The sequence below is a fragment of the Pedobacter sp. genome (assembly GCF_035317785.1).
Classification (GTDB): domain Bacteria; phylum Bacteroidota; class Bacteroidia; order Sphingobacteriales; family Sphingobacteriaceae; genus Pedobacter.
In genome coordinates, this window is sequence record NZ_DATHGC010000287.1 from 1 (window position 1) to 17,458 (window position 17,458).

Annotated in this window: 15 protein-coding genes; 5 read left to right on the plus strand and 10 right to left on the minus strand. The window is 41.5% G+C overall.

Features of this window, described 5'->3' with window-relative positions:
- Both VK541_RS17565 and VK541_RS17570 read right to left on the minus strand, forming a co-directional pair.
- On the minus strand, positions 1-728 hold a 728-nt coding region (locus VK541_RS17565; RefSeq protein ID WP_324371651.1), incomplete at its 3' end, for an alpha/beta fold hydrolase.
- A gap of 124 nt (positions 729-852) precedes the next feature.
- Positions 853-3,189 carry a TonB-dependent receptor gene (locus tag VK541_RS17570; protein WP_324371652.1) on the minus strand — a complete coding sequence of 779 codons (2,337 nt, stop codon included), beginning with the start codon at positions 3,187-3,189 and terminating at the stop codon, positions 853-855.
- Between the two features lie 717 nt (positions 3,190-3,906).
- Between VK541_RS17570 and VK541_RS17575 the strand changes: the two genes are divergently transcribed.
- Positions 3,907-4,299, plus strand: coding sequence for a response regulator transcription factor (locus VK541_RS17575; protein WP_324371653.1), 393 nt, complete (start codon positions 3,907-3,909; stop codon positions 4,297-4,299).
- On the opposite strand, the gene VK541_RS17580 is transcribed toward VK541_RS17575, so the two are convergent.
- Positions 4,296-5,066 (minus strand): Ku protein, encoded by a 771-nt coding sequence (locus VK541_RS17580; protein ID WP_324371654.1) that lies wholly within the window; start codon positions 5,064-5,066, stop codon positions 4,296-4,298. The two genes, VK541_RS17575 and VK541_RS17580, sit on opposite strands and share 4 nt — an antisense overlap.
- A 76-nt stretch (positions 5,067-5,142) precedes the next feature.
- Between VK541_RS17580 and VK541_RS17585 the strand changes: the two genes are divergently transcribed.
- Entirely contained in the window at positions 5,143-5,613 is a 471-nt protein-coding gene (locus VK541_RS17585; protein WP_324371655.1) for a nuclear transport factor 2 family protein, read from the plus strand.
- On the opposite strand, the gene hisS is transcribed toward VK541_RS17585, so the two are convergent.
- The 3 genes from hisS to pdhA form a co-directional block, all read right to left on the minus strand.
- The gene (hisS, locus tag VK541_RS17590; RefSeq protein WP_324371702.1) at positions 5,614-6,996 is read right to left on the minus strand and encodes a histidine--tRNA ligase; all 1,383 of its coding nucleotides are present in this window, start codon (positions 6,994-6,996) and stop codon (positions 5,614-5,616) included.
- An 87-nt stretch (positions 6,997-7,083) separates the two neighbouring features.
- Positions 7,084-8,745: a 2-oxo acid dehydrogenase subunit E2 gene (locus tag VK541_RS17595; protein WP_324371656.1), complete on the minus strand. Its 1,662-nt coding sequence runs from the start codon at positions 8,743-8,745 to the stop codon at positions 7,084-7,086.
- A gap of 27 nt (positions 8,746-8,772) precedes the next feature.
- Positions 8,773-9,768 carry a pyruvate dehydrogenase (acetyl-transferring) E1 component subunit alpha gene (gene pdhA / locus VK541_RS17600; protein WP_324371658.1) on the minus strand — a complete coding sequence of 332 codons (996 nt, stop codon included), beginning with the start codon at positions 9,766-9,768 and terminating at the stop codon, positions 8,773-8,775.
- Between the two features lie 232 nt (positions 9,769-10,000).
- Between pdhA and VK541_RS17605 the strand changes: the two genes are divergently transcribed.
- Together VK541_RS17605 and VK541_RS17610 are read left to right on the plus strand one after the other, a co-directional pair.
- Positions 10,001-10,555, plus strand: coding sequence for a C40 family peptidase (locus VK541_RS17605; protein WP_324371659.1), 555 nt, complete (start codon positions 10,001-10,003; stop codon positions 10,553-10,555).
- An 8-nt stretch (positions 10,556-10,563) separates the two neighbouring features.
- Positions 10,564-11,673, plus strand: a complete 1,110-nt coding sequence (locus VK541_RS17610; protein WP_324371660.1) for a CapA family protein — start codon at positions 10,564-10,566, stop codon at positions 11,671-11,673.
- On the opposite strand, the gene VK541_RS17615 is transcribed toward VK541_RS17610, so the two are convergent.
- Positions 11,670-11,855, minus strand: coding sequence for a hypothetical protein (locus VK541_RS17615; RefSeq protein ID WP_324371662.1), 186 nt, complete (start codon positions 11,853-11,855; stop codon positions 11,670-11,672). The genes VK541_RS17610 and VK541_RS17615 overlap by 4 nt on opposite strands.
- Before the next feature lie 121 nt (positions 11,856-11,976).
- Between VK541_RS17615 and VK541_RS17620 the strand changes: the two genes are divergently transcribed.
- Entirely contained in the window at positions 11,977-12,906 is a 930-nt protein-coding gene (locus VK541_RS17620) for an SPFH domain-containing protein (RefSeq protein WP_324371664.1), read from the plus strand.
- A 60-nt stretch (positions 12,907-12,966) separates the two neighbouring features.
- Here the strand turns inward: VK541_RS17620 and VK541_RS17625 are convergent, their stop codons facing one another.
- From VK541_RS17625 to VK541_RS17635, 3 genes are all read right to left on the minus strand, one after another.
- Positions 12,967-15,126: a carboxy terminal-processing peptidase gene (locus tag VK541_RS17625; protein ID WP_324371665.1), complete on the minus strand. Its 2,160-nt coding sequence runs from the start codon at positions 15,124-15,126 to the stop codon at positions 12,967-12,969.
- 182 nt (positions 15,127-15,308) lie between these two features.
- Positions 15,309-15,986, minus strand: a complete 678-nt coding sequence (locus VK541_RS17630) for a hypothetical protein (RefSeq protein ID WP_324371666.1) — start codon at positions 15,984-15,986, stop codon at positions 15,309-15,311.
- Between the two features lie 65 nt (positions 15,987-16,051).
- Complete coding sequence (locus VK541_RS17635) at positions 16,052-17,413, minus strand: Gfo/Idh/MocA family oxidoreductase (protein WP_324371667.1); 1,362 nt, start codon at positions 17,411-17,413, stop codon at positions 16,052-16,054.
- Positions 17,414-17,458: the final 45 nt, after the last annotated feature.

Here is a 17,458-nt window from a genome sequence, read left to right on the forward strand (position 1 = left end):
GTCATTGCAGCAACCCTGGCCCACCTGGAAAAATCAGTGCTGTTTGTCACCCCTCCCGGTATCCTTACCAATTCTTCATAATTAGGTTTCCATAAGGTAAAATAAGAAGACTGATAATATTTTCTGATACTTTCAGGGGTAGCTTTCAGTTCCGTTTTGTATTGTTCTTCGGTAGTGATGTAAGGAATAAACCTGCGGTAATCTTCTAATCCAATTGGATTTTCTAACAGTAATTTTTCTGTTCTTTCCGGGTAGAGGAGTGCAAAGCGCGTGGCCAGCATACCGCCCATAGAGTGACCGAGAATACTTGCCCTTTGGATCTTAAGGGTATCCAGCAGTGCTTTATTCCAGCGGGCCATCTGATGAAAACTATAATGAATAAAGGCTTTTGAAGATTTACCAAATCCAATCTGATCTGGCACGATTACCCTAAAGCCTCTGCTTGTCAGGGATCTGATCACATCTCCCCAATAATATCCTCCAAAATTCTTACCATGAAACAAGACTACTGTTCTGCCATTTGACAGCTGGGTAGGTAACACATCCATATAAGCCATTCGCAGGTCCTGTCCTTCTGTAGTGACAGGAAAGTACTTTACAGGGTAAGGATATCTGACATTATCCAGCGTAATAGATATGGTATCGGCTTTCTGAGCAAGTACAGGTACGGAAAGGCAAAGAAAGAGGGACAGTGCTAAAAAGTATGGGAACAAATTTTTCCTAAGCATATTGTTTTAATTTAATTAACAAACAGCAGTTGCCTGCTGAAAGTTCTAAAGCTAACCAATATATAAAACTAAACCCGTATTCTTGTTACAAGAATACGGGTTTGTACCTCCATTTTTACCGGAGTTATTTTTTTAAGGAGAATGGTATATTTACACCAAATGTAATGTTACGGCCCTGATTGTAAATTCCAAGTGCCGGATCTTCATCACTCAATCTGCCCGGCTTAAAACGGCTCAAATGGTCATAATAAGCTTTGTCCAGTAAGTTTTTAGCCGCAGCATATATGGTTATGTCCTGGGTCTTGCCAATTCTTAACGTGGTGCCGATTGCAGCATTAAGCAAAGTATAACCTCCTGTTGCCTGTTCAAAGCTGTCTATTTTGGTCTGTTTGAAAAAATTATCAATACCAACTGAAAGATATGAATTTGATGTACCGGTAATTTTCGGTTCAAAACGCAGCTCGTTTCGTAAAGTTGCGGCTGGAATGAATGGCAGCGATTCTTTGGTTGTGCGGTTAGTTGCTCTCGTATAGGAAAAACCGTTCTCAAAATGGATAAAGCTCACAGGATGCAAAGTTAAAGAAGCCTCTATGCCGCGCAAGAAAGCGTTGTCCTGTACAAAATTATAGACCGGATAATCCTTTACATTTCCTTCTTCATCTTCAATGGGAGTAGTAGTACCATCGGTGCTGTAATAAATAAAGTTATCGATCATATTGGCAAAGCCGCCTATACTCGCACTTAAATATTGGTTTTGATAATCAAAAGAGGCATCGAACTGGTAACTTTGTTCAGGTTTAAGATCTGCATTCCCTATCTCATAGCGGAACACACCTTCATGCACTCCGTTAGACGAAAGCTCTGCGATATTGGGCGCTCTGAATGCGCTTCCGGCATTGGCTTTGAAACTGAGCGCGTCGCTAAATTCATGGGTATAACCTAAAGCCCCTGTTATATGAGAGAAGTCATTGGTAAAAGCATTAAATTCAGCATCGCCGCTAAAGGCTTTACCTGTCATTTTCCGGTAGTCAAACCTTGCTCCGGCATTAAACGTATCGTTATTCCAGGTTTTTTTGATGAATGCAAATCCGCCAAAAGCTTGTGAGTCATAATCAGGAATCAGCTGCTCTGCACCTGTAGTATTTAAACTATGGGTGAACTCGCCGGAAAGACCAACTACAGGAGACCAGCCCTTCATCTCTTTAAATGAGTATTTTAAATCATAGCTGTAAGTGTGGCTGTTCAGAAACAAAGCAAGGCCGTCTGTTCCTTCTGCCTCCAGTTCTCTCCTCAGATTATGCTGGTAGCCAAGGATTGTTCTCAGACTACCATCCCCTAAAAGAATATTGCTGTTTAATGCAATTTTATAATGTCTGACATCCTGTTTTGGAAATGCTAAAGCGCGGTCCTTATTCCGTTCTTCGGTAAAAACGTTACCCGCTTCATCTACGAGCTGGCCGGTTTCATTTCTTGCGGGTTCATAAAAACCAATATTTGTCCGGAAACTTGAAGCGTTCAAATGTGCATATCCCCATTTCTTATTCAAACCAATTTGCCCTTCAAAATTGGTTTCATTGAAGCCTGAATTGGGAACATATTCCGTCGCCGTCTGATAAGAATATGCATTTTTATAAGAGCCGCGAACTTTATAGATTAGGCCGTTTTCATTGCCCTGCAGCATTAATGAACTGCCGGTAAGGCCGTTATTTGTCGCGTAATTGGTTAAGAATTCCCCTCTTAAAGTTCCGTCCGGAGCCGGCAAGCCATCAAGGATATTAATGACTCCGCCAAGGGCGTCTGACCCGTACATTAAACTTGCGGGGCCTTTTAACACCTCAACGTGGTCAGCACTATACTGATCAATTTCAATACCATGTTCATCTCCCCATTGCTGTCCCTGTTGTTTCACGCCATCACTTACAGTCACTACACGATTGTAACTCAGACCGCGAATTACGGGTTTAGATATTCCCGCTCCGGTCGTGATCTGGCCAACACCCGGTACCCGGGAAATCGCGTCAATCAGGTTAGTGGATGGGTGGTATAAAAGCTGGGCCTTAGTTAAAGAAGAAACAGAAGTGCTGTTTTTCCGTTTATCAGAACTTGAGGCAGAGCCTGTAATAATTACTTCCCGGCCTTCAATTACACTGACTTGTAAAGCAAAACTAAGTATACCAGGTCTGGCAAAATCAATTACTTGTGTCAACGACCGGTAACCTACATAGGTTACCTGCACCAGAAATCGCCCGGTGGCAGGCAGGTTCTTCAAAGTAAATTCTCCACTTGAATTCGTTATTGCAGATATACGAAGATCAGGAATTGAAATGGTAGCGCCAGCCAATCCTGACTGAGATTTTGCATCGGTAACCTTGCCGGTTATTTCGGCTACATCGGCAGCAAAACTGCCGGAAAAAATAAAAAAAGACAATAGTATAGCTACAAACAGTTGTATACGTTTCATATGATGAAGTATTCAGGGTACGGGTACCCGGTTAAAAAATTTTAATTAATTGCAAATAATCGTTGGAGTTAGCACGCAGGGGGACCGCGGAGGGATGTGGCAATTAAGATCACATATGAGGCGCTGATTAGCGGGTGATCTTTTACTGCGGATCTGCTTTTTAACGTTACTGAATGACCGATCTCATTGATATGGTAATTTTTTTCAAAATGAGCTGAGCAAACCAGGCATTTATGGCTTTCATTTCCAACATGAACCTTGTGGGAACACGTTTTACCATCCTTGTGGCAATAGATTTGTTCCTTTTCATGATGATGAAAAGAGCTCCAGGGCGTTAGCGCAATGGCAAACACCCAAAGCAACACTGACGCTAAAATGCGATTGATATGTAGAGTTCTATTTTTCAATACCTCACAAAAGTAATCAAATACCGCTTATTCTTAGAATTGTTGAGTAACATTGCCTTTATATGACCCAAATAGCAAGGGTGCAGTCGCCACAACCGCACCCTCTCCTAACCTAAAACTAAAAACTTACTAATAAGACGGTATTTAACCGAAAAGGTTTCATCGGCTTTGCAAATATTTTGTTTTTGCAGATGGTGATTGTTTTTTTTAAGCAACTGACAGCACTAGCAACGTTTGTTTATTTTTTTTAAAAAAGATATAAACAAACGGATTTCTTAGATATATTTGCAGGCAAATAATTGAATCTACATTGGCAAAAAGCTCCGCAGTTTATAAAAACATACTTGTTATCGAGGACAATCATGCAATATTGGACGTCATTACGCTGATTTTGCAAAGTGAAGCCTACAAGGTGTCCGGGATCAACAATAGTACTGACATGATGAGCAGTATTGAACAGTTTAAGCCTGACCTGATTATTCTGGACATCATGCTGCTGGATGGTGATGGCAGAGAATTGCTGAAGCAAATAAGATCAGATTCCAAAATTCAGCATATTGCTGTTTTAATGATATCCGCCCGTTATACTTCTGAAAATATTGAGCATGGAGAATATATTCCTAATGGATTCCTTGCGAAGCCTTTTGATATTGACGAACTATTGGATAAAATTGAAGGTATTTTATCCGGAAAACAATATTAAGCTCCTTTCCTTCCACTCAGGCTTTTCATCAGCTGACCATACAGATCATCGCTAAGCTCTTCTCTGGGTTTGAGTTTTTTAACCGTTGCTCTCTTTCCTTTAGCCTTTGCTTTAATGATCTTCAGCAGTGCAATGCTGTATTCATCATGAAAACTTTCGATGTTAAACTCAGAGGTGTATTGTTTAATAAGCGCCAATCCAACATCAAGTTCTTTTTTGTTAATGGAAGCGGAAGACGGTGCATCTATATCCTTAGCAGACCTGATCTCTTCGGGAAAACGGATTTTAGTAATTACCAACACCTCATTCATAGGATGAATGACACACAGATTTTCTGTGCTGCGCAGTACGAATCTTGCAACTCCCGCCTTTTTGGATTTGATCAGTGCTTTTAGCAATAGGGAGTACGCTTTCTTACCCTGTTTTTCAGGTTCAGCATAATAGGACGTTTCATAATAAATGGGATTGATCTCATCAATACTTACAAAATTCTCCAGCTCTATCATCTTGGTCTTTTCGGGACTTGCATCCTGAAAATCTTCATCATCGAGAATGACGTACTTTTCATTGACCAGGAAGCCTTTTACAATCTTGTCATAAGGAACTTCTTTTCCACTATTCTCATTAATACGCTTAAACCTGATCCTGGAGTGATCCTTTTCATCCAGCATGTCCAGGTCAAGATGACTGTTCTGAACAGCTGAAAATAGTTTAACCGGGATGTTAACCAGTCCAAAGCCAATAGACCCTTTCCAAACTGCTTTCATATAAATCTATTTATTCATTAACAACAACATGAGCATAGCTTTGTTTTCCGTAAATTAGGTGTACAATCAGCTAAATATGAATTCCAACGAACAACTCCTCCATCATTTCTACAGCAGCTTTCAAAATAAGGACGCCAAAGCCATGCAAGAATGCTATGCAGAACATTCCAGTTTTAGCGACCCCGTCTTTGTTGATTTGAGTACAGAACAAGTGCGCGCTATGTGGGCGATGCTACTGAAAAATGGCAAAGATTTGCGTATTGAATTCAAAAATATCTGCGGAAATGAGACCGGCGGTACCGCAGAATGGGATGCATACTATACTTTTTCAGCCACTGGCAATAAAGTCATCAACCGCATTAAAGCTTCATTTATCATTGAAAACAACAAGATCACCGGTCACAAGGACCAGTTCAATTTTTACACCTGGGCCAGGCAGGCACTTGGCCTTACCGGCATTTTATTAGGCTGGACAGGTTTTCTCAAAAACAAAATCAGGACAAAGGCAAGAAAGAACCTTGAAAGCTATATGGCATCCAATGGCTAATTAGCCTTTTAAGGACTCAATTATTGCTCGGGCAGTTAATTTCTGCTGATGACCGCTTTGCATATCTTTTAGCGTCAGGATACCGTTTTCCATTTCCTCACTGCCAATCAATATCACATATGGAATATGTTTATCATCCGCATAGCTCATTTGTTTTTTAAGTTTTGCCGATGAAGGATACAGTTCAGCAGCGATATTTGCTTTGCGGAACTCCTGCAACAGAGGCAGGGCATATTTTTCTGCTGCATCATCAAAATTACTGATCAGAACTTTAGTACCGGCAGCAGCCGATTCAGGAAAGAGATTCAGTTCCTGAAGCACATCATAAATCCTGTCTGCACCGAAAGATATACCGACACCCGTTAAATCCTTCAATCCGAACATCCCCGTCAGGTCATCATATCTTCCGCCACCGCCTATGCTTCCCATTGCTACCTCATTCGTTTTCACTTCGAAGATACATCCCGTATAGTAATTCAGTCCACGCGCCAGGGTAATGTCAAGCTCAACATTAGCTGTTAAAGACTCGCCGCCAAGCAGCAGCCTCAGGTAATCAAAAACCTGTTCTATCTCTTTAATTCCCTTTAGTCCGGCTGATGAACCTGTAAGCACTTTCTTCAAACTTTCGAGCTTTGCCTCATTTGAACCCTCTAACAGAATGACGGGCTTTAATTTATCAATGTCAGCTGAAGTAAACCCTCTTTCCATCAACTCTTTAACAACACCATCCAATCCTATTTTATCCAGTTTGTCAATAGCAACCGTCATATCAACAATCAGCTCCGGCTTACCCACAACTTCCGCAATGCCAGACAGGATTTTACGGTTGTTGAGCTTTATTGTAAAATCTTTTAGCCCAAGGCTGCTTAGGGCCTCCTGATAGATCAAAACAAACTCTGCTTCATTCAATAAACTGTCAGAGCCCACGACATCTACATCACACTGATAAAACTCTCTGTAACGCCCTTTTTGCGGCCTGTCCGCACGCCAGACCGGCTGTACCTGAAACCGCTTGAAGGGAAGTGAAATCTCACTCTGGTGCATGACTACATACCTTGCAAATGGCACTGTAAGATCGTACCGCAGGGCTTTTTCACTAATTGATGAAGTCAGCGCATTTGAATCGGCATTGGCCAATAGCTCTGGCTTTACTTTTGATAAAAAATCTCCGCTGTTTAATATCTTAAATATTAGTTTATCTCCTTCGTCCCCGTATTTGCCGGTAAGTGTTGCCAGATTCTCCATAGAAGGTGTTTGTATCTCTGCATAACCATACTTTTTAAACACCGTTTTAATGGTGTCAAAAATATAATTACGTTTTACCATTTCCAGCGGTGAAAAATCCCTGGTTCCTTTAGCTAAAGAAGGTTTGATGTTTGACATGTGCGCAAAAGTACAAAAACTAAAAGGCATAAAAAAAAGCTGGAAGCTTTTACGCTTCCAGCTTTTCATATTTTTAAGGATTAAAGGTTAAACCAATAACCTAACCGGTTCTTCCATCAATGCTTTAAATGTTTGCAGGAACGCGGCCCCTGTAGCGCCATCAACCGTACGGTGATCACAGCTTAAAGTAACCTTCATAATATTTCCGGGAACAACAGCACCATTTTTAACCACAGGTACTTGTGAGATTCCGCCGATGGCCAGGATACAAGAATCAGGCGTGTTAATAATAGCTGTAAATTCATCTATACCAAACATACCCAGGTTAGACACGGTAAAGGTTGAACCTTCCCAATCTGCAGGCTGTAACTTTTTAGCTTTTGCACGCTGTGCAAAATCTTTAACCTCAGCAGAAATACGGGAGAGTGATTTTCCATCAGCGAAACGCACAACAGGAACCAATAATCCATCTTCTACGGCGATCGCAACACCAATGTTAACATGCTCATTGTAACGGATCGTATCGCCTCTCCATGAAGAGTTCACATTTGGATGCTGCTTTAAGGCAACAGCAACTGCTTTTAATACCAGGTCATTGAATGATAATTTAACCGGGGAGAACTCGTTCATCTTGGTACGCGCAGCAATGGCAGCATCCATATCAATGACCATAGTCAGGTAGAAATGCGGTGCGGTGAACAAACTTTCGCTTAAACGCTTAGCGATCACTTTACGCATTTGAGAAACCGGTTTCTCTGTAAATTTCTCTTCACCTATATACTGTGTAAGTACCGGGGCCGCTTTTTCCGCTGGCGCAGATGCTGCTTTAGCAGAACTGCTTTCGCCAGCAGCCGCTGGTTTAAAGTTTTCTATATCTTTTTTAATGATACGGCCACCGTCAGCACTGCCGGAAACCTGCGCAAGGTCAATTCCTTTATCTTTTGCAATTCTTTTGGCCAGCGGGGATGCCTTTACCCGGTCGCCGCTTCCAGACGAAGCCGGGGCTTCTTCTTTTACCTCAGATGAAACTTTTTCGGCAACAGGCGCATCAGATTTTTTATCTGCTGCTGATTTAGCAGGAGCATTACCCTGGCTTAGAATGCCGCTTACATCAGTCCCTTCAGGGCCAACAATAGCAATAATGCCATTTACTTTGGCTGCCTGACCTTTTTCAACACCTATATGTAATAAGGTTCCTGTCGCATAGCCCATCACCTCCATAGTTGCCTTATCGGTTTCCACATCAGCAAGGATATCATCATCTTTAACTTTATCTCCAACTTTTTTATGCCATTCAGCAATCACGCCTTCAGTCATGGTATCACTGAGCAAAGGCATACGAATAACCGTAACGCCTTTTTTCTCCAGTTCAGCTTCTGAAAGACCTGCCGCTGATTCAGCAGGAACATCTTTTTTATCTTCAGCAGGTTTATTTTCTTCGGCAGGTTTTTCTGCCGCGGCAGGAGCAGCAGCGTCTCCTTCTGCATCAAGTGCAGCTTTATAATCTTCACCCTCCTTGCCCACCACTGCGATAACCGCATCAACAGGAACGGCCTTTCCTTCTTCTACCCCAATGTACAATACGGTGCCATCCCAATAGGATTCCAGGTCCATGGTCGCCTTATCAGTTTCCACTTCGGCCATAACATCGCCGCTTTTTACTTTATCCCCAACTTTTTTATGCCACTTTGCCATGACCCCTTCGGTCATGGTATCGCTCATTTTGGGCATTCTAACTATTTCAGCCATTATATTTCTATTGAAATGCGTTCTTAATTAATCTGTTACGTATGGGTAATCTTGCTGAACATAGACATCAGTATACAGTTCTGACGCTTCAGGCCATGGAGACTCCTCAGCAAACTTCACAGATTCATCAACGATCTGCTTTACTTTATTTTCAATTTCTTCTATCCATGCTCCATCAGCATATTTTTCTTTCAGGATAACCTCTCTCACCTGCTCAATAGGATCCTTAGCTTTATATTCCTCTAATTCGTCTTTGGTACGGTATTTAGCAGGGTCAGACATCGAGTGACCACGGTATCTGTATGTCCTCATTTCCAGAAAAGCCGGACCTTCACCAGCTCTTGCACGCTGAATGGCTTCATCCATTGCATTGTGAACTGCAACCGGATCCATACCGTCAACCGGAGCGCATGGCATATCAAATCCTAAACCTATTTTGTAAATATCAGTCATATTTGTGGTACGCTCCACAGAAGTTCCCATCGCGTAAAAGTTGTTCTCACAAACAAATATTACAGGGAGTTTCCAAAGCATAGCCATATTGAAGGTCTCATTTAAGGCACCCTGACGAACTGCGCCGTCACCCATATAGCAAATGTTAACGTTGCTGGTTCCTTTATATTTTTCAGCAAATGCAATGCCTGCACCCAATGGAATTTGTCCGCCAACAATTGCATGTCCGCCATAAAAATGATGTTCTTTGCTAAACATGTGCATAGAACCCCCTTTACCTTTAGAGACACCGGTCGCTTTACCGTACATCTCCGCCATAATGCTGTCTGCACTTACCCCCAAGGCCAGTGCATGCGCATGATCACGGTAGGTAGTAATCATGGAATCGCCTTGCTGCATAGCAGATATAGCTCCTGCTACCACAGCTTCCTGACCAATATATAAATGGCAAAAACCACGAATTTTTTGTTGTCCGTAAAGTTGACCGGTTTTTTCTTCGAACTTGCGCATCAGCAACATCGACTCAAACCACTTCAGATAGGTATCTTTATTTATTTCTACTGCACTCATTTTGGGGTGTTGATTTTTTTTACGAGAGCAAATCTACTTTTTTATTGCAACATATCGAAGTAATTGATTGTAAAAACAACACTAAGGCCAGAAAAATGTGGATAACTTTCAGTAAATACTTCATGACATTTGGATAACATTTGTAAAATGCATAAGTTTGCTACTCAAACAATAAGCCACAGTGGCGTACGTTTAAGTGTAAGTGCTATTTACCCAAACTTAACAGTATAACATGATAAAAAAGTTTTTGTTGTCTTCTACAATTGTATTGTTCGCTGTGTTGGCATTAAACGCACAAACTAAAACAAAAGAAACGAGTAAACTGGAAGATCCTGATAACTTAGCCTCACAATATTTTTCCCAGGTGATGGGAGTTGCAGTCGATGCGACATCTAATATCAAACTGTACAAATTCATCTACGAGTGGATAGGTACTCCTTACAGGTTTGGAGGTAATACTGAAAAAGGTATTGATTGTTCAGCCTTTACAAAAGCCATTTACGACAAAGTTTTCAACACTACCATACTCCGCAATTCGCGTGATATTTTTAGCATGGTCAATCCTTTGCCAAAGGATGAACTTAAAGAAGGCGACCTTGTTTTCTTTAAGATTAAAAGCAGAAGCATCACGCATATCGGAATCTATCTCGGTGATAACCGCTTTGCTCATGCCTCTTCAACCCGTGGTGTGGTGATCAGCAATTTAAATGAACCTTACTACTCCCGTTACTTTTACAAGGGCGGAAGAATCCTGGAAGGCGTTAAAAACGATCTTATGGAGGAATAACTCCTCCTATGAACCTTTTTAGAATCAACATCTTCAGCACTTATTTACTTTTGATCCTGATCAGCTGTGTGTCCACGGCAAACAATGTTATGGTAAGCTTCCAGCAGGTCATGGCACAAGACACCCTTGCATTTCCGGCAGATACCATTTCCATTACCGCAGTTGGTGATGTTATGATTGGGTCTGCATACCCAGCAAAGAATACCTTGCCAAAACATGATGGAATAAAAAGCTTCAAAAACGTTGACACCTTCTTAAAAGGCGACATCATTTTTGGAAATCTGGAGGGGTGTTTTTTAGACAGTGGCAAATCAACAAAATGTAAAGACACAACTGGCAATAGCTGCTTTGCATTTAGAATGCCGGAACGCTATGCCGGTATCATTAAAAAAGCCGGGTTTAACCTGATGAGCATTGCAAACAATCACGTTGGAGATTTCGGATTTAAAGGAAGAAACAGAACTGTTACCCTGCTGGATTCTCTAAATATTAAGTATGCCGGCTTGCAGACCTGCCCCTCAGTAATTTTTGAAAAAGATAGTGTCAGATATGCTTTCTGCGCCTTTGCACCTAATGAAAATACCGTTTCGATCAATCAGCTGGACAGTGCAAAAGCGCTCATTTCAAGTTTAAAGTCCCGGGTAAATATTGTGATTGTCTCTTTCCACGGCGGAGCAGAGGGTTCAAAATTTGAGCATGTGCCCAGAAAGCCGGAGATCTTCTATAAAGAAAACAGGGGTAATGTTTACAAATTTGCTCATGGTGTAATCGATGCGGGAGCAGATGTGGTACTCGGTCACGGACCACACGTAACCAGAGCGGTAGAAGTATATAAAAATAAATTTATTGCATATAGTTTGGGCAACTTCTGCACCTACGGAATGTTCAATCTAAGTGGTCCAAGCGGGATTGCTCCGTTGCTGCAGCTCAAAATAAACAGCAGTGGAGATTTCCTGTATGCAGACGTTATCTCAGTCAAACAAACCAGGTTAAACGGGTTGACACTAGACACGAAGTATGGGGCCTTTAAAAAAATCCAGTTTCTGACCAATACAGACTTTCCAAAACATCAGCTTCGATTCTCTGGGAAAGGCCGTATTGAATTAAAAACTAATTAAGCTTCATCTTTAGTATTTCTCACCAGTCCTATACCAGCGAAAAAGAATATAACCCCTATCACCGCAGTAACAATAAGTCCCCGGGTTCCTGTGGAGTGGTTCACAAAGCTGTAGCCGGCATAAATAAGCCCGATTATTCCTAAAATTGTAAGAATAGTTCCAAAGGTTCGCTTTACATTCATAGTTTAGATTTTAAAGTTAAATCGTCTAACCAATACAATATCTGTGCCTTGTCGTGTATATTTAGTTTTGCAGATACGTTCTATTTGTTTGTATATTGAACTACATTAAAATCAAATCATTATGGATTACCCTCTCTACATTTTCTTATTCATTGCTTTCATTATTTTAATCAGTTCATTCGTCACAGTAAAACAAGGCACAATCGCTGTAATCACTGTTTTTGGAAAGTACAGAAGATTGCTAAGCCCCGGTCTTAGCTTGAAAATACCTCTTATAGAAAGAATTCATTCCAGAATTTCAATACAGAACAGATCGGTAGAACTTTCTTTTCAAGCCGTGACCCAGGATCAGGCCAATGTCTATTTTAAAGCCATGCTGCTCTATTCAGTGATCAATCATGATGAAGAAACCATTAAAAATGTAGCCTTTAAATTTGTTGATGCAACCAATTTGATGCAGGCCCTGATCAGAACTATTGAAGGTTCGATCCGCGCATACGTAGCCACACAGAAACAGGCTAACGTACTCGCTCAAAGAAATGAAATTGTTGAACATGTAAAGCATCAGATCGACCAGGTCCTTGAAAGCTGGGGGTATCACCTGCAGGATCTTCAGTTGAACGACATCACGTTTGATGAAGAAATCATGCGCTCAATGAGCAGGGTTGTTGCTTCAAATAACCTAAAAGCGGCAGCTGAAAACGAAGGCCAAGCACTATTGATCACAAAAACAAAAGGGGCAGAGGCTGATGGTAATGCCATCAAGATCGCCGCTGCAGCGGAGCGCGAAGCCGCTCAGCTCAGAGGTCAGGGTATCGCCTTATTTCGCGCTGAAGTGGCTCATGGTATGACTAAAGCGGCACAGGAAATGGAAGAAGCAAATCTTGATATTTCCGTTATTTTATTTACGATGTGGACTGAATCCATTAAACAGTTTGCCGAGACCAGTGACGGCAATGTGATTTTCCTTGATGGATCTACCGAGGGCATGAACCGTACCTTAAAAGAGATGATGGCCATGCAGGTACAAAAAGACAATGTAAAAAAATAACGATAAAATTTACCTTACTAAAAAGGGCCTCCGAATTGGAAGCCCTTTTTAGTAAGGTAATTAATTAGTGAAGCGCGGGCTCGTCTTAACCAAACTCTTGCTATTCGGATTTGCCAGATTCATAAAGTCGCCCATGACCTGTAAGCTTTCGTCTTCTACAAAATCAAAGCTCTCTTCTTTGGTGATCTTGTCGCCCTTTTTAACAGCAGGCAATCCTCTTGAGGCCCTAAGCTGATTGGTTCTTGCCAAATTCTTTGCCTCCAAGCTATCTCGCTCTGCTTTCAGTTTAATCTCATTCAGTGTTACGGCCGTTTCTACCTCACGTTTTTTGAGTTCCGCAATATCTTGCTGCAGCATTTTATAATCCAATGACTTGGCCATCCTTTGTTCGTGAAGTTTCAGCAATTCGTTCCTGGCATTCCCAAGATTAGCAACTGGTGTAAAGTTGGATCTTTTAACTTCATCCCATGGCAGAGCTGATTTCTCGGTATCTTCACCTATTTTATCTAAAGGGTAAAGTGACGGGAACTGGATATCAGGCATCACCCCTTTATGCTGCGTACTACTTCCTGTAACACGATAAAACTTAGCCATAGTTAAATTGATCTGGCCCAATTGAGGCGCAGCATCTTTGCCAGGGGCAACCGAACCATTCTTATTCACCAAAGCAGCCAATCTCTGCATAATATTAGGACTTACCAGCTGGGTCATGTCTATAGAAGACTGGACCGTTCCTTTACCATAAGTTTGAGTTCCCATAATAATCCCGCGACCATAGTCCTGTATAGCTCCCGCAAAAATCTCAGATGCAGAGGCGCTCAATCTATCCACCATAACTCCAAAAGGGCCACTCCATGCAACTCCTGCATTTGTGTCTTCCTGTACGTCTATACTGCTTTTAAGGTCTTTCACCTGAACTACAGGCCCCTTATCAATGAACAAACCGGTAAGATCTATGGCTTCCACCAGGGAGCCCCCGCCATTCGCCCTAAGGTCCATGACAATCGCATCAACCTTATCCCGGTTCTTTAAAGTATCAATCAATAACCGCACATCCCTTGTGGTACTTTTATAATTGGGATCACCTGCTCTCGCAGCTTTAAAGTCAGCGTAAAAGCCAGGGACAGTGATCACACCTATTTTATACGGTTTACCGTTGGACTGTATGGTTTTAACTTTTTTCTTAGCAGACTGGTCTTCCATCACGATACGTTCCCTCACCAGTTCTATGATGACTGGCTTGGCAGACATCTCCTGACCAGCGGGAATGATTTTCAATCTTACCCTTGTGCCTTTGGGTCCCTTGATTTTAGCAACGGAACTCTCTATTCTCCAGCCAATGATATCTTCAAACTCTGCGTCTCCCTGGGCTACACCAATTATCCTGTCACCCGCACTCAGCAGCTTACTTTTGAAAGCAGGTCCGCCGGGTATGATCTCACCAATCTTCAACACTTCGTTCTCCAGCTGTAACCTTGCACCTATTCCTTCAAAAGAACGAGCCATATCTTCATTAAACGCTTGTGCATTAACAGGATTAAAATAATTCGTATGGGGATCAATAGTTTCAGTAAATGCATCCATCACTGTTTGAAATACATCCTGGTTATTAACCTTTGCTGATTGAGATTTCAAATTAGTGTATCTCTTGGTCAGTGTTTCCGCATTCTTTTCTTCCGGGGTACCAGCAATTTTCAAATTTACCAGCTCATATTTTACCCTTTTTTTCCAAATGTTGTTAAGGGATACAGTGGAACTCGCCCATGGCATTTTTTCACGATCAAAGGTGTAAGAGTCTTCCTGATTGAAATTAAATTTGGACTTTGCCTGTGTCAACGCAAAATTGATAAACTCATTATAGCGTTTCAGATACACATTAAATATATAGAATGGGGCACTCAGGTCTCCATTTCTGAAATCATCATCCAGTTCAAACCTAAATTTCTCAAACTCTTTTATATCAGAAGCCAGAAAATAATACTTATAAGGGTCAAGGTCCTTGATATATTTGTCCAGGACCAGCGATGATATAGAATCATTGATCTTTGATTTCTTATAATTATAGTTCTCGATTAGTGTCACTATCTCCTTGCAAACAAGGGCTTGCTTTTCATCCGGCACAATATTGTTTACGCCTTTAACCAGCGGCTGAACCTTAGGAGAAGCTTGACAGGCAAGTACAGCAGCGGTAAAGGTTACCAATAATATTTTCTTCAACATCTCTTTTACTATTTTAAAATCCATTTTTATAATCCACACTAATATGATACCAATTTCACAAATAAACAGAAAAGAGACAGTAATAATACTGTCTCTTTTCTGTAAACTTACCAAAGTTAATTAAATTCCTAAACAAATACATGTGCCAAAAAAACCTTATTTACAACCGATTAGCTACTGTATCAGGATTTACTCTTTTTTACCGGAATCAAGGCTCTGGCTTCCCTGATCTGGCCCTTAAACTGATTGGTGTTAGCAGATTTGGCCATGGTTTCCGCTTTATTAATATCCTTTGAAGCCATTACATATTCTTTTTTTCTAATCTTTACATTGGCTATGCCCAATACAGATTCAATATTGGCAGCACTACTGCCTATTTGTCTGGCCAGGATTCCCTGTTGGGTATAAAACCAAAGTGACTGCGTAAGTTTATTTGAAGCAAGGTATATTCTGCCGAGCTGGCCATAAGAATCCATTTGTCCTGCCCTGCTCCCTATTTTAGAATAATTTTTCAATGCGACATTCAGGACCACCTGTTCAGCCTCTGTATAATGTGTAAGCAAATAATGAACATTGCTCAGCCGCATTAAAGCAGATCCGTATCTTGAAAATTGCCTGGAGCTGTTGTACTCAAAAGCAGCCTTTCCAAATAAATTTAAAGCCTCATTATAATCACCGCTGCGTTCATTTTTTTCAGCCTCTGAAAAATAGGTATTGCCTGCATTTTCATCTAAACTGGACACAACGATATTTATAGCGCCACCACCGGCAACATCAGCGTCTGAAAGACTGTGACTGGTTTGCGCTACTGCAGTACTCGCCAGGATAATAAAAATAATAGCTAACAAACTCTTATTCATAGTGTAAAGATATAACAAAACTGTTAAACAAACACTATTCTATTGCAAACAAGCAATTTACCAAATTATATTTTAGGTTCCCAGCCTTTTTCATAACTGCGTGACCAAAGCTTTTGAGCACCAGAGTCACCTATAATGTGCCCGTTTTTCGGATCTATTTTCAGATCCCGTCCAACACGAAGGGATATATTTCCCAATTGCATTGCAACCACACTTTTGTGACCAATTTCTACATCGCAGTTTGGTTTGCGGTTATTTCGTATCGCATCCAGAAAATCCATAACATGGTAATTGTCCAGGCCAACACTTGGACTTGCAGTATTACGCCCGTCAATAGCATCTTCCTTCATTAAGGATTTTACCTCATTGATGAGCTTGCCATTAAGATCATAGATTTTATAGCTGTCTCCACCAGTATCCAGGCTGCCTTTCTCACCATAAAAAATAATTCCCCGGTCCTGTTCTTCAACCTTTCTTGCATTTGAACTGCGTCCTTCCCATACCAGTGTAACGCCTCCGGGATATTCTATATTGGTGATCTGTGTATCCGGAGTCTCCCAATCATCCTTATAGTTGTATCTGCCTCCCATTGAAGAAACGCGTACCGGAAAATCTGCTCCCAGTCCCCACCTGGCCACATCAACCTCGTGTGTCCCGTTATTTAAGGCTTCGCCTGTTCCCCAATGCCAAAACCAATGCCAGTTGTAATGTATTAATCCGTCTTTATAAGCCATGCGGGGTGCCGGGCCTTGCCAAAGGTCATAATCCAGCCAGTCAGGAACTTCAGCTGCCTTCAGAAAGTTTGGCTTTCTCGCATTGGTATACCAGGTCTTGGCCATGTATACCCTGCCTATTATTCCTTTATGCAATTGTTGTATACCCTGAGTAAGTACCGGAGCTGAACGCCTTTGTGCACCCATTTGTACAACCCTGTTGTATTTACGGGCAGCAGCAACCGCAATTTCGCCTTCATTCGGATTATGACTTAAGGGCTTCTCTACATAAACGTGTTTTCCTGCCTGGCAACCCATAATCGTAAGCGGGGCATGCCAGTGATCCGGTGTAGCTATATAAATTGCATCTATGGATTTATCTGCCAAAACTTTTCTGCAATCTTTTTCTGAACGCGGTGTGCTTTCCTGTTTGGCGTCCAGTACAGTTTTAATAGCTTTTGGTATCGTTCTGGAATCAACATCACAAACACAGGAGATTTCTGTGTTCTTCTGACCTGCAAAAACCCCTGCCATTCCGTTTCCACGTCCGTTCAGGCCTATGGCGGCAACATGAATCCGGTCATTTGCACCGATGATGCGTTTATAACTTTTTGCAGTAAAACCCGTTGAGCTGCTGCCAAAAAGCTTTTGCCCTACTGTCAATGCAGCAGTTGTGATGCCCACTTTTTTAATAAAGTCCCGGCGCTTTTCCATACAATGATATTTGGTGTTTAAATTTATGAGTCAAGATAGGGTTAT

What these genes read in the sequence shown, in the direction of transcription:
- hisS (WP_324371702.1), bottom strand. Translation starts at nt 6,996, where the DNA reads ATGTCAAACATCAAACCTTCTTTAGCTAAAGGAACCAGGGATTTTTCA.
- VK541_RS17630 (WP_324371666.1), bottom strand. Translation starts at nt 15,986, where the DNA reads ATGAATAAGAGTTTGTTAGCTATTATTTTTATTATCCTGGCGAGTACT.
- VK541_RS17615 (WP_324371662.1), bottom strand. Translation starts at nt 11,855, where the DNA reads ATGAATGTAAAGCGAACCTTTGGAACTATTCTTACAATTTTAGGAATA.
- VK541_RS17580 (WP_324371654.1), bottom strand. Translation starts at nt 5,066, where the DNA reads ATGAAAGCAGTTTGGAAAGGGTCTATTGGCTTTGGACTGGTTAACATC.
- VK541_RS17635 (WP_324371667.1), bottom strand. Translation starts at nt 17,413, where the DNA reads ATGGAAAAGCGCCGGGACTTTATTAAAAAAGTGGGCATCACAACTGCT.
- VK541_RS17570 (WP_324371652.1), bottom strand. Translation starts at nt 3,189, where the DNA reads ATGAAACGTATACAACTGTTTGTAGCTATACTATTGTCTTTTTTTATT.
- VK541_RS17595 (WP_324371656.1), bottom strand. Translation starts at nt 8,745, where the DNA reads ATGGCTGAAATAGTTAGAATGCCCAAAATGAGCGATACCATGACCGAA.
- pdhA (WP_324371658.1), bottom strand. Translation starts at nt 9,768, where the DNA reads ATGAGTGCAGTAGAAATAAATAAAGATACCTATCTGAAGTGGTTTGAG.
- VK541_RS17625 (WP_324371665.1), bottom strand. Translation starts at nt 15,126, where the DNA reads ATGTTGAAGAAAATATTATTGGTAACCTTTACCGCTGCTGTACTTGCC.
- VK541_RS17605 (WP_324371659.1), top strand. Translation starts at nt 10,001, where the DNA reads ATGATAAAAAAGTTTTTGTTGTCTTCTACAATTGTATTGTTCGCTGTG.
- VK541_RS17585 (WP_324371655.1), top strand. Translation starts at nt 5,143, where the DNA reads ATGAATTCCAACGAACAACTCCTCCATCATTTCTACAGCAGCTTTCAA.
- VK541_RS17610 (WP_324371660.1), top strand. Translation starts at nt 10,564, where the DNA reads ATGAACCTTTTTAGAATCAACATCTTCAGCACTTATTTACTTTTGATC.
- VK541_RS17620 (WP_324371664.1), top strand. Translation starts at nt 11,977, where the DNA reads ATGGATTACCCTCTCTACATTTTCTTATTCATTGCTTTCATTATTTTA.